The sequence below is a fragment of the Peptoniphilus sp. oral taxon 836 str. F0141 genome (assembly GCF_000179335.1).
Classification (GTDB): Bacteria; Bacillota; Clostridia; order Tissierellales; family Peptoniphilaceae; genus Peptoniphilus_A; species Peptoniphilus_A lacrimalis.
Genome location: NZ_AEAA01000101.1, coordinates 15,813 through 32,021 on the forward strand (window position 1 = coordinate 15,813; position 16,209 = coordinate 32,021).

At 29.3% G+C, this 16,209-nt stretch carries 12 protein-coding genes; 2 read left to right on the forward strand and 10 right to left on the reverse strand.

Annotated features, from left to right (window positions below):
* Positions 1-90: 90 nt before the first annotated feature.
* Positions 91-993, reverse strand: coding sequence for a DMT family transporter (locus HMPREF9131_RS05305; protein WP_009345866.1), 903 nt, complete (start codon positions 991-993; stop codon positions 91-93).
* A 357-nt stretch (positions 994-1,350) separates the two neighbouring features.
* A complete protein-coding gene (locus tag HMPREF9131_RS05310; protein ID WP_009345816.1) occupies positions 1,351-2,643 on the reverse strand; it encodes a S1C family serine protease in 1,293 nt (430 codons plus the stop codon).
* 433 nt (positions 2,644-3,076) lie between these two features.
* Here HMPREF9131_RS05310 and murJ point away from each other — a divergent pair, with 433 nt between their 5' ends.
* Positions 3,077-4,678 carry a murein biosynthesis integral membrane protein MurJ gene (gene murJ, locus HMPREF9131_RS05315; protein ID WP_009345827.1) on the forward strand — a complete coding sequence of 534 codons (1,602 nt, stop codon included), beginning with the start codon at positions 3,077-3,079 and terminating at the stop codon, positions 4,676-4,678.
* A gap of 258 nt (positions 4,679-4,936) precedes the next feature.
* Positions 4,937-6,022 carry a hypothetical protein gene (locus HMPREF9131_RS05320; RefSeq protein WP_009345865.1) on the forward strand — a complete coding sequence of 362 codons (1,086 nt, stop codon included), beginning with the start codon at positions 4,937-4,939 and terminating at the stop codon, positions 6,020-6,022.
* Between the two features lie 601 nt (positions 6,023-6,623).
* Here HMPREF9131_RS05320 and HMPREF9131_RS05325 read toward each other — a convergent pair.
* The 8 genes from HMPREF9131_RS05325 to HMPREF9131_RS05365 all read right to left on the reverse strand — a co-directional run bounded on the left by HMPREF9131_RS05325 (position 6,624) and on the right by HMPREF9131_RS05365 (position 16,168).
* Entirely contained in the window at positions 6,624-6,971 is a 348-nt protein-coding gene (locus HMPREF9131_RS05325) for a DUF3784 domain-containing protein (protein WP_009345821.1), read from the reverse strand.
* 371 nt (positions 6,972-7,342) lie between these two features.
* Positions 7,343-7,525, reverse strand: a complete 183-nt coding sequence (locus HMPREF9131_RS05335; protein ID WP_036744444.1) for a hypothetical protein — start codon at positions 7,523-7,525, stop codon at positions 7,343-7,345.
* A 499-nt stretch (positions 7,526-8,024) separates the two neighbouring features.
* Positions 8,025-9,776 carry a pyruvate kinase gene (pyk, locus tag HMPREF9131_RS05340; protein WP_009345807.1) on the reverse strand — a complete coding sequence of 584 codons (1,752 nt, stop codon included), beginning with the start codon at positions 9,774-9,776 and terminating at the stop codon, positions 8,025-8,027.
* A gap of 8 nt (positions 9,777-9,784) precedes the next feature.
* On the reverse strand, positions 9,785-10,741 hold the full coding sequence (locus tag HMPREF9131_RS05345; protein WP_009345824.1) for an ATP-dependent 6-phosphofructokinase: 957 nt from the start codon (positions 10,739-10,741) through the stop codon (positions 9,785-9,787).
* Positions 10,742-10,749: 8 nt separating this feature from the next.
* Positions 10,750-14,187, reverse strand: coding sequence for a DNA polymerase III subunit alpha (locus HMPREF9131_RS05350; protein ID WP_009345864.1), 3,438 nt, complete (start codon positions 14,185-14,187; stop codon positions 10,750-10,752).
* Positions 14,188-14,241: 54 nt separating this feature from the next.
* Entirely contained in the window at positions 14,242-14,508 is a 267-nt protein-coding gene (locus HMPREF9131_RS05355) for an HPr family phosphocarrier protein (RefSeq protein WP_004825121.1), read from the reverse strand.
* Positions 14,501-15,442, reverse strand: a complete 942-nt coding sequence (whiA, locus tag HMPREF9131_RS05360; protein ID WP_009345808.1) for a DNA-binding protein WhiA — start codon at positions 15,440-15,442, stop codon at positions 14,501-14,503. Before whiA ends, HMPREF9131_RS05355 begins: the two co-directional genes overlap by 8 nt.
* Before the next feature lie 156 nt (positions 15,443-15,598).
* On the reverse strand, positions 15,599-16,168 hold the full coding sequence (locus HMPREF9131_RS05365; RefSeq protein ID WP_009345806.1) for a hypothetical protein: 570 nt from the start codon (positions 16,166-16,168) through the stop codon (positions 15,599-15,601).
* Positions 16,169-16,209 lie beyond the last annotated feature (41 nt).

Sequence of the window (16,209 nt, forward strand, 5' to 3'; positions counted from 1 at the left end):
AAAAATTTGCACCTGATAATAACAAAGTGCATAATAAAAATGGTAAATAAGTAAATTTACGAAATAATCTTAAATTGATTAAGTAAACCTTTACCCTTTACTCAATCCTTTTGTTTTCCCCTTACTTGGTAATTGTGCAACCACTGTGGCTATTAATATTATAACACACCCACTAATCTCTCGTAAATTCATTCTTTGATTTAAAAATACCCAGCCTCCAAGAACTGCAAATACAGACTCAAGTGATGCAACTAATGACCCTATTGTGGGGTCTATCTCCTTAAAAGCTATCATTTGTAAAGTGTAAGCTACTCCTGATGATATAATTCCAATAAATAAAATTTCTTTATAGGCTGCAAAAATATCTCTTATTATAATATTTTCAAATATCAGTGCTATGATCAAAGAAAATGTACTTATTACTATAAATTGAATCATGGATACTAAAATTTTCTCGCAGTCATCAGGTAAAGATGCCATAATCATAATGTGAACAGCAAAAAATAATACTGAAATAAGGACAAACCCGTCGTATCTGTTTATTGAAAAATTTCCTTTGATGGATAATAAATAAACTCCAAGCGTAGCAACTCCTATACAAAATATAATTTTTTTTGATACTCTATTGCCTAAAAAAAATTGAATTATAGGTATAATTACAATATAAGTAGATGTTAAAAATCCAACCTTTCCAGTTGTTGTCCCTAATAAGGCAACTTGCTGTAAGCTATTTCCCACTGTTATAAGTAAACCGCAAATAATACCGTATTTTATAGTATTCCTCAATGAAAAAATTTCATTTTTGTAGTAGGGTATTGTTTTTTTGAAAATTGAGTAAATAATAATTAAAAATATCCAGCCGATAAAAAACCTTGCAAAATTAAAGGTAAACGGTCCAATATAGTTCATGGCAAGGACTTGTACCACATAGGCAAATCCCCATATTATTGCAGCATTCAAAAGCATAATAGTAGACTTTAATTCTCTAGACATAACTCACACCTAATTTTGAAAACGTTAATCATAATTACAGACTTAAATTTTTTATTTTGATTTGATGTACTTTATAAGTGCAAAAATAACTAATATAATAAGAATAATTTTTAATATGACCATAACAGAGCCTAAAATTATAGGAATATTTATTAACATAAGCCCTCCTTTATTAATATTTATTAAATTTCTATTTTATTTTACTATATTTATTTTATTATATCATTTTGTGATTTTTGTGTAAATAATATCATTTTATAATTCTTCTCCGCTGGGCTTACAAATTTATAAAAATAAAAAATGCTACAGCTTGTGCCATAGCATTTTTTATTAAATACTAATCAAATTAATGTTTATTTATTCTCCGAAAAAAGACCTCATATATTCTCTATATTGATTAAAAGGATCTGACTCATCATAATTACCTTGTGAATTTTGACCTTGGTCTTGTCTATTTTCAAAGTTTTCTTGTGTTTTTTTATCTTCCTTTAGCTTTTCACTTACAGGAACCCTGTAATTTGTAAAAGTCAATTCTGTTTGTTTTTCTTTGCCTTCCCTTATATAAGTTATGGTGACTTTATCTCCTTCTTGATACTTGTAAAGGGCAGCCTTAAGGTCTTTAACTCCTTTAATTTTGTCATCACCAAGTTTTGTAATAACATCTCCAACTTCTAGACCTGCAGTTTTTGCTGGCGAATTATCAAAAACTTTTAAGATAAATATCCCTTCATCTATTCCCAAATCTTTACCGATAATTTGGTTGGCATATTGAGCATCCGCTGAATATACGCCAAGAGATAATTCCTTGTAATCTCCATTTTTCACAACTTGATTGATTATTGTTTTTACATAATTAATTGGTATTGCAAATCCAAGACCTTCTGCAGATTGAACTTTTACTGTATTTATACCTATAACTTGTCCTTGTGCATTTAATAAGGCTCCGCCTGAGTTACCTCCATTTATTGACGCATCAGTTTGTATTAGCCCCATCATATAGCCACCACCAGAAACTTGACCAACATATCTATTCAATCCTGAAATAATACCTTGAGTAACAGTTTGACTAAATTGTAGAGAAATTGGGTTACCAATAGCTATTGCCACATCCCCTATATTTAATTTATCACTATCTCCAAGCTCTGCTGGAACAAGTTTTTCTTTAGTATTAACTTTAACTACAGCAAGATCAACATTTTCGTCAACCCAAATAGGTTTACCTTCTACAGTAACATCTTTATCAAGTTGAACATTTACCTTATCCACTACTTGATTATTTAATTTTACAACGTGAGCATTTGTTACAATATATCCTTTGTCATCAAAAACTATACCTGAACCCATACCTTGGACTTGAACAGGTCCAAAAAATGATGGTTGCACACCTGTTGTTGTAATCCCAACTACTGATGGCATTGATTTTTTTGCCACAGCACTAGCTACAGTTGAAACATCGCTTGCATTTATAGTTATATTCTTTGATGAATTTTCTGAATTAGCAGGAAATTTTTTATAAAAACAATAACTTGTAAATGCTGAACCTATAACTCCGCCTATAATCGCAAAAATTAAAGCCAAAATTATAAGGCCATTACCAGATTTTTTCCCTCTAGTGGATTTGTTACTTTCTATTATATTTCTATCTTCCAAAATTATTCCTCCTTATTTTTAGCTTGAATAAATATTAATAAATAAGTGTGAAAAATTAATGACAGCTTGTTTAAAGACAATTGAAAATCTATGTCTAAAACTTCTAAATTTGAAGCTTATTTTTTATTTTTTGGTCAAAAGGAAAAACAACCATATTTTTAGTAGAGATAAAAAATTTTCTTGAAGATATAGATTAATTATTGTCCTTTTAAAATTAAATTTATAAATTATTTTTTCCCATTTTACTATATCTAAATCAACAAGTTTTATATAATATGTAAATAAAGGCCATATGATAGTAAAATTAATTATTTAAATAAAATAATTGCATTAAAAATTTTAAAGTTTTATAATAGTTAAGATTGCTTTTAAAGGCTAAATATTGACACATACATACTTTATAAATATAATCTATAAAGACGTGGAGGTTTAAATGAATAAAAAATCATCTAATGGCTCAAAAATTGCAAAATCAACCCTTGCACTAATAATATTTTCACTAATAGGCAAAGTTTTTGGTTTTGTTAGAGAATCTTTAACAGCTAATGTATTTGGAGCAACTGTTGAAATGAGTGCATACTCACTTGCTCAAGCTGCTACAGCTATGATTTCAGCTTTCGTAACATCAGCTATAGCTACAACTTTTATCCCGGCCCTACAAAGAGCAGAAAATGATTTGGGAGAAGAGAGAAAAAATTATTTCACAAACAATCTTCTTTCTATATCAAGTGTAGTTTCAATTATATTAATATTACTCGGTTGGTTTTTTCCAAGACAAATTGCTTATTTAACAGCTTCTAGAGCAAACCCTGAAACTTTTAAAATAGTAGTAAGACTTATTCAACTCGGAATGCCTGTAGTAATTTTTTCTTGCTGGGTAGGTGTTTTTACAGGATATTTGCAATATGGTGGAAAATTTGCAGCGACAGGAGCAATATCTATTCCCTTAAATATTGTCTATATTGTTTATCTTGCTATGTTTTCCCACCATGTAGGAATAGTAGGTTTAACTGTTGCAGCAGTTGTCGGAGCCTTTGCACAATTTTTATTTCTATTACCAGACTCTTTTAAGCTAGGCTATAGACCTAAACTTATTTTTGACCTAAAGGATAAATATGTAAAAGAAGCATTAGAATTATCTTTACCTGTTTTGGTATCTGTTTCTGTAAATGATATTAATACAGCAGTAAACAGATCTTTAGCTTCTGGAATGGGAACTAAAGCCCCTTCAATTTTATATTTTTCCAACAAAATGAATACTTTAATAATCGGAATTTTTATAGCTGCTGTTACAGCTATAGTTTATCCAATTCTTACAAGGTCTTTTGGAAGAGGAAATATGCTACAAGGGAAAAAAGTTATGAATGCCTCAATAAAATCAGTTTTATTTTTAACAGTCCCAGCAACAATAGGTATGATTATCCTAGCAAGACCTCTTATAGAAATTGCATTTGTCCATGGTAAATTTACAGTAGAAGATGGAATTAGTGCAACTTCAACTTTAAGATTTTACTCATTATCGCTTATTTCTATATCTCTTACCAATGTACTAAATAGAATTTATTATTCACTAAATGATACAAAGACTCCTTTTGTTATAGGTGCCTTAAATGTAATAATTAATGTTGGTCTTAATTTATTAGTCGCTCACCACTATGGTACAGATGGGCTTGCAGCTTCAGTATCTATTGCTACAACTGCTGCTGTCTTTATAGGTTTCTACCTTCTACGCAAAAAAATTGGAAATTTAGGCACAAAGTCCTACATTAAAGCCATAATTAAAACGGTAATGGCCTCAGTTGCCATGGGATTAGTAGCACTTACCTACTTCCCAATAGAAAAAATATTATTCTCCTTTAGCTCAGGAGCACTGTTAACCCTACTAAGACTCATAGTATTATTGATAGTAGTTTCGATAGCAGCTCTAATCTACCTTGTAATTCTATATTATTTAGGTGTAAGAGAAATTAGAGATTTAGTAGCAATTCTTAAAGAAAAAATTCAAAATAGATATTTAAAATCAGCTAACAAATAAGATTATTATAAAACTTAATATATTATTTAATAAAACTCAGTAAATTCTGAGTTTTATTTTTTTCATATAATGGAATATATTTCTTATTTTGATATTTCTATTGACAATTTAAATTTGCCAGCTTATAATATAAATGATTTAACAAATAAATAAAATCACCCCTAAGAAAATCCCCCGGCAGGGATTTTTTTTATATCTTTTTTCAAATTCTTGTTGTTATATTATAGTAAAATGGTATAATATCAGTGGAGGTGCTTTATGAGAACATTTACATTACTAATAATTATTGCAGTGATTTTATGCATTGTTGCTTTTATTATTATAAAAAATATTTTATCAAAAAACGAAAGTTTAGCACATGACCAAAATTTAATTGAATGGGAAAAATCGAGAAATTCAAAAAACAATACCGAAGATGAAAACCTTATTAGTAAAGATAATAAGAATCCCACAATTGAAAATACAAGTAATGAAAGTGATTTTTCAGATAGTAAATATTTAGTTGATAAGGATAAGGCAATAACTCCTAGCAAACCTTCCGAAAAATCTATTGGCTCTAATGTTAATAAGTCTAAAACAATTGAGTATGGACATAACATTGATGATAAAAAAAATAAAGAAGTAAAAGAAGATTACTTAAATCAAAAAGAGGAGGCTAATGATTTGGTTAAGAAAAGAAGAAAATATCAAAGTAAAGAAACAACTAATAAAGAGTTAGAAAACAAAAATTTTGAATCTCCTGATTCAAAAAATAAGGAAGAATTCGAAAATGTTGATCTTGAAAAAACTGAAATAAAAACTCAAGAACAAGTAAAAGAAGAGATAAATGACAAAGAAATTTCTTCCCAAGAAAAAGTTAAGGCTGCAAATTCACATATTAAGGAAGTTGATGATTTCATAAATAATATTGAAGATATTGACTCTTTGAAAAAATCTTCTCCTAAGCTTTGTCAAAAAGAAAATTACGATTCAAAATTAGATTTTCACAAGTCCATTACAACTGGCGGCATGGATGAATTTGAAAAAACAGAAATTCAAATTAAGCCTGGAGATTATAACTTATTTGATGTAGTTGAATTTATTAAAAACACAAAAACTCTTCCAACTAAAATCAGTAAGAAAAAGCTTCTAACATTGCAATATTCTTCAACAAATAAAGAAGATATAAGAAAAATCCTATCAAATAATAAAATTATTGATGAAAAAGAGTTAAACGCTTTAAATGAAAATTCATCTGTAAACTCAACCATCATAATTGATAAGGAAAATAATAAAATCACAGAAGTAACAGATTCTATAAACTATAGTGATTCAAAAAGAACAATATTCTCAAAATTTTATTAAGGTCTTTTGAAAAGTTTTGTGTATCAGCCCTCCTGATAGGATGTGGCTGATATTTTTTTAATATCTTAAAAATAAATATATTCAAAATTTCACTTTTATGAATCTTTGAAAGCTAATTTTGGAACAAGAAAATTAGATTCTGTCTTCAAAGTATATTGTTAGCTGAGATAATGTTTGATTTTCTATGTTAGATATGTATTTGTCGTTTGTGCCCATAGATATATTTCTTTAATGCTTGTAGTTTCAAAGCTCCTTGTCTATGTCTTGGCATGTCTAGGTTTATATTTCCATATGATGATTTGACTGTTTTTTACTTGAAGCGTTTCTAGTGTTTAATGATAGTAGATATTCATCGTAATCATAGTCTAAATGCTCTTACAGTTCTGATTTAAGCACTTGCTTCATTGTTTCTCCTAAAAAATCATTTAAATCTTCTTGTAAATCTTTTACTGTTTATGGCTAATAATTTTCGATTAAAATTTTGATGTTTTGCTTATTCTAGTTTATGGTCTTTTTCTTGGCATAAAAATTCCTACTGATTAGTTTTCTCTACTATAATCAGTAGGTTTCTATACACAAAATATTTCAAAGCTTCTAGGAATTATTTTCTTACAGAATAATTAACAACTACAATTCCTAAAATCGTAATTATTCCAAACACCCCCCATGCTCCCATAAGAATATCATTATAAATCTTAATATTCTTAACAAAAAAATTAGACAAAAAGGCAATCACTAAAGGTATACTCATTATAAAAGTCATTTTTTTGACTTTAGATAGATATCCCTTTTTTATTAGCTGTTCTTTCTTGTCTTCTTCCATAGTATTAAATCCTGCTATAATATTTCCATTTGTCTTATCTATCATATATGAAGAAAATAATGTTAAAATAATCGGTATCAATAAAACTATTTTAACGGTAATATCTTTTGGATCCGCTAAATTCATATGTAAATCACTCTCCTTCAAAAGTTAAAATTTTACTTCCGTTTAAAATAGAAAATATCATCATATACTCGTTATACTTCTCAGGTTTTACATCAGTAAGTATCACTCTTATACTATCATTTTTTTTTGATATTTTCAAATATTTTTTCGTTAATATCTAAAACCAGCTCATTATCAACCATTATTTTAGTATAATCTAATTTAATTTTATCAAACTTAATACTTTCATTAAATCTATATTTTTTATTAAATGATATGTTATCTGTATCTATTCTATTAATGGTTAATAGAAAGCCATTATTAATATATTCAATTACAACAGAATACATTTTTGTAGCGTTATTTTCTCTGAAAATTCTTTCAAACTTTTTTCAAAAACTTGTCCTGTATTCTTCATCTGATAAATACAATATTAAATTTATATAATAATCTATTTGCTTATTAACTGGAATCGCTGTGATAACTCTAATATTAAGCATCCCTTTAGTCCTATATTTATTAAATACGTCAATTATATATGGTTGTGTATCACTTCCAATACATTCTAAAACCATATATGCATATCCTCCTTTAGATAAATATTTATCATATCTTTTTATTATCCTATCGACTATTTCAAATCCGTTTTCTCCATCGCCTCCACAAATTGGCACATTAATATTTTGAGGAGCTGGAACGTAAGGTAGATTAGATAAAATGCCATCAAATTTCTTTTCTTCCTATACGTTATATAAGTCCGATGGTTTTACAAAAATGTTTTTAAAAAATTTTTATTTGAAGCGTTTCTAGTGTTTAATGATAGGAGATATTCATCATAATCATAGTCTAAATGCTCTTACAGTTCTGATTTAAGCACTTGCTTCATTGTTTCTCCTAAAAAATCATTTAAATCTTCTTGTAAATCTTTTACTGTTTATGGCTAATAATTTTCGATTAACATTTTGATGTTTTGATTCTTCTTGTTTATGGTCTTTTTCTTGGCATAAAAATTCCTCCTGATTATTATCTTATCAAGAGGAATTTCTATACACAAAATATTTCAAAGCTCCTATTCTAATGACTGTTTCCTTGACTTATTGTGCCGTCTGTTGAATTAATGCTTATTATATCTCCTGTTTTTATTTTTTCTGTTATATTTTTTGCTCCTACTATTGTGGGAATTGCTAAACTAACTCCAACAACTGCTCCATGAGATGTGTATCCAGCTTTTTCTGTTACCAATCCGCCTGCTCTTTTTATATAAGGCATCATTTCTTTATTTGTAAATTTACTTACAATAATATTTCCATTTTTAAAGAAATTTACCAGATCATTAAGTTCGTTAACTACTATGGCTTTAGCGGTTATTTTCCCATTTCCGAGTCCTGTTCCCCTTGCAATTATTTCTTCTATATTTTCAATTTTTATTAAATTTGTAGAACCTGATAGACCAACAGGAACACCAGCAGTCACTATAACCTTGTCACCAGAAGAAAGATAATTTTCTTTTTTTGCTTCCTCTATAGCTTCTGAAATCATAAGATCTATATCTTCATAATTATCGAGTAGAATTGATTTGACTCCCCATTCAAGATTTAGTTGACGTCTTACCTTGGTATCGGGAGTTGCTGCAAGAATTAAACATTCAGGTCTAAATTTTGATATGGCACGAGATGTATTACCGCTTGTTGTTGCTGTTAAAATTAATTTAACTCCTAAATCTCTTGCCATTTGACAAGTTGATTTACCAATTGCATTTGTTGTAGTGTTAGAAATTTCTTCTATTTTTCTCTGTAAAATTTGAGAAAAATCCATAGATTTTTCTGTTACTTCTACAATTTTTCTCATGGTTTCTACGGCTTGTACTGGAAAAGAACCTCCTGCAGTTTCGCCTGAAAGCATAACAGCACTTGTTCCATCAAGGACTGCATTAGAAACATCATTGGCTTCAGCCCTTGTAGGTCTTGGATTTCTCATCATAGAATCAAGCATTTGCGTTGCAGTTATTACTGCTTTTCCCTTTAAATTGCATTTTTTTATTATTTGTTTTTGTGCAATAGGAACCTCTTCTGTTTCTATCTCTACTCCTAAATCTCCTCTTGCTACCATTATTCCATCACTTGCATCAATAATCTCATCAATATTATCCATTGCAGATTTTGACTCTATTTTTGAAATAATTAAAGTTGAAAAATCTCCAGCTTCTTCTAAAACTTTTCTTATGTTGTATATATCTTCCTTTGTTCTTACAAAAGATGCAGCAATAAAATCTACTCCCATCTCTACACCAAATTTTAAATCCTCGATATCAGATTCTGTCAAAGCTTCTATAGATAAGTTTGTGTCAGGTACATTTACACCCTTATGAGAGGATATTTCTCCTCCATTTTCTACAACAGTGTATATATCTTCACCTGAGATTTTTTGAACTTTTAAACCAACAAGACCATCATCAATTAAAATTTTTGCTCCAACTTTTATATCTCTAGGTAAATTTTTATATGAAACTGATGCTATTTTATCATCTGCAAGAACTTCTCTTGTAGTTAATATAAAAGTTTCTTCTGCTTTTAGGTTAACTTTTTTATTATCCTTAAAGTCTAAAAGTCTAATTTCTGGTCCCTTTGTATCAAGCATTATAGCTATAGGAATCTTTAGTTCTTCTCTTAATTTTTTTATTTTTTCTATTCTTTTTCTATGTTCCTCATGATTTCCATGAGAAAAATTAAGTCTTGCAACATCAACACCTTTTAGAAAAATCTCTCTTAAGGTTTCTAAATCATCACATGCCGGGCCAATTGTGGCTACAATTTTTGTTCTTCTCATAACTGCTCCTATATTGAAATTATCTTTAGTATATTCAACAAGTTGTAGGAAAATTTACTTTCTTCGCTAAAAATTTCCTCAAGATTTCTTGTAATTATTGTTTCTTTCCTTGTTCCAATAGCAAGATTAAAATTATTTTTATTTATTTCTTCTATTGCCCTAAATCCCATTTGCGATGCTAAAATTCTATCAAATACGCAAGGACTTCCCCCTCTTTGAATATAACCGGGAATTGTAACTTTTGTGTCAATTCCTGTTAAAGATTGGAATTTATCGGCAAATTCATAAGGGCTACCCATAGCTTCTGATATTAAAATAATATGGTGCCTTTTGCCACGATTTTTGCCAAGGATGGCTTTTTTTGCAATCTCATCAATATCTGTCGGGCATTCTGGAACTAAAATATTTTCTGCTCCACCAGCCAAACCTGCATAGAGAGCTATATTTCCGCAATTTCTACCCATAACCTCAACTACATTTGCTCTTCCGTGGGATTCTGTTGTATCCCTAATTTTTGAAATCAAATCGCAAAGAGTTTCAAGGCATGTCATAAAACCTATTGTATAATCTGTGTAAGCTAAGTCGTTATCTATGGAAGCAGGAATTCCCATGACTTTTATTCCAGCATTTTTTAATTTTAATGCTCCTTTTAAAGATCCATCTCCTCCACAGACTATTAAAACATCAATATTAAAAATATCTAAAACATTTATTGCTTTATTAAAACCATCTTGCTCTTGGAAAGATGGACTTCTTGATGTACCTAAAAAAGTTCCGCCTTTTTGAATAACATCTCCAACAGATGATTCATTAAGCTCTATAACTTTGCCTTCAATTAGTCCTTGGTAGCCCGATTCTATACCATAAACTTTGTGTCCATAATATATTCCACTTCTTACTACAGCCCTAATTAAGGGATTCATTCCAGGTGCATCTCCGCCACTTGTTAATATTGCTATATTCATAATTTTACCTACTTTAAAATAATTTTATTTGGATTCTCATTTAAATATACTAAAAGCTCAAGCTTAATATTTTCAAATTCTTTTTCGTTAATCCATATAGACATATCGGTTCCATAAGTTTTCTTTTGACTTTCGTCATAAAAAATGACAGGAACATTTCCTCTATATGACTTTAACACTTCTTTTATACCCACTAAAATATTTTTATCCGCCATAGATTTTATGGATATATATAATTTCTTGTCACTGGGTTCTTGTATCTGTATCAAACTATCAACTATTATTTTTGGATCCTCTACATCAGATGAAGAAATATGTCCCATAATGGCAAGAACTTTTCCATCTTCAATTAAATTTTTATATTGGGAATAAGTTTTGGGAAAAATTATTAACTCTATTGTTCCAAATAAATCTTCCAAAGATGCAAAAGCCATTACCTTATTAGTTTTTGTAATCATGGTCTTTTTGTTTTTTAATAGTCCTGCAATTCTTATATCTTTATTTTGAATTAAAGAAGAGCTGTTATAAGACTCAAAAATTTCTCCTGTATTGGTGTTAGAAAAACTTATAAGTGCAGGTCTATAGTCATCTAAGGGATGACCGGAAACATAAATACCTATAACTTCTTTTTCCATGTTGAGCTTATCCCTTAATGAAAAATCTTTTAAATTTGGTAGATCTTCAGACTTATTTAAATTTCCAAACAAAGTAACTTGACCTCTAATGTTGTTTCTTATGGATTTTTGATTATTCTCCATAACTTTTTCATATACTGCCAAATACTGTGCTCTATTTCCATTAAAGTCATCTAAAGTTCCACACCTAATTAAAGATTCCAAAGCTTTTTTATTTAGGACTTGAGCACTAACTTTTTGAACCTTATCTACAAAATCCCAAAGACTTGTAAAATTTCCTAATTTATCTCGTGCTTGGACTATTGCTTCAATTAAATTTTCTCCAACATTTTTTACTGCCTTAAGTCCAAAACGAATTTTTTTACCTTCAACGGTGAAATTTTTTTGTGAATAATTCACATTTGGAGGCAAAAGTCCAATACCTAATCTTTTTAATTCTTCTATATAAAGGCTTACCTGCTTAATATCAGATGTATATGTTGAAATTTGTGCTGCCATAAATTCCCTTGGATAATAGTATTTAATCCATGCACTCCTATAAGCTATAACAGAATAAGCAACTGAGTGAGATTTGTTAAAGGCATAATCAGCAAAGTCAATAATTAAATCATAAATTTCATTGGCAGATTTTTCATCCACTCCATTTCTTATAGCCCCACATACATTGTCTTTTTCATTTCCATAGATGAAATTCTTTCTTTCTTCTTCCATGACAGCCATTTTTTTCTTGGAAATTGCACGCCTTACTATGTCTGCTCGTCCCAAAGAATATCCGCCAACAATCTGAACTATCTGCATAACCTGTTCCTGATAAACGATGCAACCGTAAGTATCTTTTAATATAGGCTCTAAAATTGGATGAATATAAGAAATTTTACTTTTATCGTGCTTAGATTCAATAAACTTAGGAATCTGTTTCATAGGTCCCGGTCTAAAGAGTGCATTAGCCGCAACAAGATCTGAAAAAGCATCAGGTTTTAATTCCTTTAAGAACAATCTCATGCCAGAAGATTCAAACTGAAATACACCTAAGGTTTCAGCTTTAGCAAACATTTTTAAAACCTTCTCATCATCATAGGTAAATTCAGAAAAGTCAATTTTTACTTTATAATTATCATATACCAGTGAAATTGCATCCCTTAAGACAGTTAGAGTTCTTAGACCTAAAAAGTCCATCTTAAGAAGTCCCAACTCTTCAAGCTGAATCATATTAAACTGGGTAGCAATAATTTGGTCATTACGAGTTAGTGGTACATAATCTGTCAGAGGATTTTTTGAAATTACTACTCCTGCAGCATGAGTTGATGTGTGACGAGGAAGACCTTCAATTCTTTTTGCAATATCAATTAAATTTCTAGCTTCCTTGTCTTTTTCATAAAGTTCTTTAAAAGATTCTGAAATATCAAGAGCCTTATCTAAAGTCATCTTAAGTGCATGAGGCACCTGTTTTGCAATATAATCAACTCTAGAATAAGCAATATCTAAAACTCTTCCGACATCACGAATAGCCTGACGTGATTGCATCGTTCCAAAAGTTACAATTTGAGCTACTCTTTCGTCGCCATATTTTTCACAAACATAATCAATAACTTCTTCACGTCTTTCATAGCAAAAGTCAATATCAATATCAGGCATTGATACTCTTTCTTTATTTAAAAATCTTTCAAAAAGTAAATCAAATTTTAAGGGGTCAATATCAATAATACCAAGACCATAAGAAATTATTGAACCTGCTGCAGAACCTCTTCCAGGTCCAACCTGAATATTGTTTTTTTTCACATAGTTAATGAAGTCCCAAACAATTAAAAAATAGTCCACAAAGCCCATTTGTGTAATTGTTTGAAACTCCATATTAAATCTATCTTTAATTTTTTTATCAATAACTTTGTATCTTTTATTAAGACCTTCTTTTGCAAGCTTTTCTAAATAGGATTCATTGGTATAACCACTTGGCACTTTAAATTCTGGAAGATGATAATGCCCAAATTCAAAATCAACATTGCATCTATCTGCTATAATCCCTGTGTTATTTATAGCATCCAAATTATCAGAAAAAATATTTTCCATTTCTTCAGCAGACTTTAAATAAAATTCCTCTGTTGGAAACTTCATTCTTTTTTCATCTTTAATTTTGGCTCCTGTCTGTATGCACAAAAGAACATCAGTAGCTTTTGCATCCTCTTTTTTTAGATAATGCACATCATTTGAACAGCTTAGACTTATGCCCGTTTCTTTTGAAAGTCTATTAAGTTCTCTGTTAACTCTTTTTTGTTCAGGAATTCCGTGGTCCTGAAGTTCTAAAAAGAAATTATCTTTGCCAAAAATATCCCTATATCTTAGAGCTGCTTTTTTAGCCTCATCATAATCTCTTCTTTGAATTAATCTTTGTACCTCTCCGGCTAGGCAAGCTGAAGTGGCAATGATTCCCTTTGAATATTTTTTCAAAACATCTAAATCGACTCTAGGTTTGTAATAATATCCGTCTACAAAAGCAATTGATACAATCTTCATCAAGTTTTTTAAACCTTGATTATTCTCTGCAAGTAAAACTAGATGATATCTTTCATTAGTCCTATCTTTTAAATATAAGGACTTTTGGCTAACATATATCTCGCAACCAATTATTGGTTTTACACCAACTTTTTTACAAGCTTTATAAAAATCAATCGCCCCATACATATTGCCATGATCAGTAAGAGCTACAGCTTTCATTCCTAACTCTTTTGCTCTTACGGGAATTTCTTCTATTTTAGTAGAAGCATCTAGAAGGGAATATTCACTATGCACATGTAAATGAATAAAATTTGACATAAATCCCTCCTCAATTAAAATATTTTAAAACAAAAAATATAATAAATTTTTCCTTTAAATTTTTGCAAACTCATTTCCAATTAATTTATATAAGGTATCCACAGCCTCTTTTTCATCGCTGCCATCAGCATAAATAGTTACTTTTTCACCTTTAAAAGCTCCTAAAGACATAATGCCAATTATACTCTTTCCGTTGACTTTTTCTTCATGTGCTTCCAAGCTTATCTCAGAGGAAAATTTGTTAGCTTCTCTTACAAAAAGTGCAGCCGCTCTTGCATGAAGTCCATCTTCATTTGTCAAAGTGATGGATTTATTAGTCATTTAAATCACCCCTTAATTTATTTGCTATGTTGTTAATCTTTTTAAATCTATAATTTATAGTGGATTTAGATAGGGGCGGTTTCAACATTTTACCAATTTCCCCTAAAGATATATCTCTGTGTTTTAGTCTTATAAGACAAATTTCTCTTAAATCATCTGAAATCTTGTCAAGACCTAAGTGTTCTTTTATATATAATATATTTTGAACTTGATTATAGGATGTTTTAACAATTTTATTAATATTGTAAGATTCACAATTTACAATTCTATTCACATTGTTTCTCATGTCTTTTATGACTCTTGTGTTCTCAAAATCCAAAAGAGAATTATGAGCCCCCATAAGACTTAATATATCACTTATACTCTGAGCATCCTTCAAGTAAATAATCAGATTGTCCTTTCGAGTGACAATTTTTGCTCCCAAATTAAAATAATTTATGTTATCTCTTAAAAATTGTGCATGTTCTAAATTATTACATACAAATTCTAAATGATAACTTTTTTTGGGGTCTACAACAATACCTGCTCCTAAAAAAGAACCTCTTATATAAGCTTTTTTACCCAATACGTCCTGTGTTAAATTCAAAGGTTTGTAATTTCTAGTAAATACGTTTTCACCTTTTAAAAATTTAATCTCATCTAATAAAACCTTGGAAGAGTTCTCATCAAGACTTATTGTATAAAGATTTTTTTTTAACTGCTTAGACTTAACATTTCTAACTTCGCAATTAAAATCGAAATATCTCCTCAAAAAAGTAAAAACTCTTCTTGTTAAGGATGGATTTTCCGTATTAAATTCCAAGAAAATTTTACCATTATTATAACTTAGAATACCACACATGGGTACAAGGCCACTCAGCTCAGCAAGTACAATTTCATACCCTGAAACAGGAAGTTTAGAAAGTTCTTCCTTGACATTAGATGAAAAACTCACATAATCACCTCAATTAACCATGTATAAATATACTATCAGAAATTTTAAATTTTTTCTACATTTTTTTAATAATATTTATTGATGAAACTATAAGATTTTTACTATATGAAAAATATTAAATAAAAACCAAGCATCCGGCAATACCTGTTTTTACATTTAATTTTCTAATTCTTCATCTATAAATTTTTCAAATTCTTCTTCATCCTCAGGTAAGCTATCAACAAAAGATGGATCTAAATGAGCAAAAAACCACCTTTCTCCTTTACCGCTAATAGTTATAGCTTCGCCATCTTCTGAATCTTGAAGTTCTCTATTTACTTTATATCCACGAGATTTTAAAGCTTTTTGGACACGCTCAAATGCTTTTTCTCTTTGGTCAATATATGTCTTTAAATCTTTATTATCAATGGCATAATTTTCAATAACACTAAAGCCTTCGATTATTCCATTACCTTTTAAAGATAAATCTGTCAAATCACTTATACCAAAATAAATTTCATTGTATGGGGCAAAGGCATACTTACTTATAGGAATTAAATTCCCATTAATCTCAATATCCTCATAATCTTTAAGACTGTCCCTATAAAAACTTATATTGTAAATATCATCAAATGTTGTAATTTCAATATTTAAAAGTTTTTTAATGAATTTTTTAATATCTTTAAAATCATCAAACAAACCAATATTTAAATATTTTTCTTCTTGTAAAAAATATAAAAGTTTCATATATTTATATCATTATGTAAAAGAGCAGCTGCTCTTTTAAT

Coding starts and splice junctions, on each gene's coding strand:
- HMPREF9131_RS05365 (WP_009345806.1), bottom strand. CDS start 16,168: ATGAAACTTTTATATTTTTTACAAGAAGAAAAATATTTAAATATTGGT.
- HMPREF9131_RS05320 (WP_009345865.1), top strand. CDS start 4,937: ATGAGAACATTTACATTACTAATAATTATTGCAGTGATTTTATGCATT.
- murJ (WP_009345827.1), top strand. CDS start 3,077: ATGAATAAAAAATCATCTAATGGCTCAAAAATTGCAAAATCAACCCTT.
- HMPREF9131_RS05355 (WP_004825121.1), bottom strand. CDS start 14,508: ATGACTAATAAATCCATCACTTTGACAAATGAAGATGGACTTCATGCA.
- HMPREF9131_RS05325 (WP_009345821.1), bottom strand. CDS start 6,971: ATGAATTTAGCGGATCCAAAAGATATTACCGTTAAAATAGTTTTATTG.
- HMPREF9131_RS05305 (WP_009345866.1), bottom strand. CDS start 993: ATGTCTAGAGAATTAAAGTCTACTATTATGCTTTTGAATGCTGCAATA.
- pyk (WP_009345807.1), bottom strand. CDS start 9,776: ATGAGAAGAACAAAAATTGTAGCCACAATTGGCCCGGCATGTGATGAT.
- HMPREF9131_RS05335 (WP_036744444.1), bottom strand. CDS start 7,525: ATGGTTTTAGAATGTATTGGAAGTGATACACAACCATATATAATTGAC.
- HMPREF9131_RS05345 (WP_009345824.1), bottom strand. CDS start 10,741: ATGAATATAGCAATATTAACAAGTGGCGGAGATGCACCTGGAATGAAT.
- HMPREF9131_RS05350 (WP_009345864.1), bottom strand. CDS start 14,187: ATGTCAAATTTTATTCATTTACATGTGCATAGTGAATATTCCCTTCTA.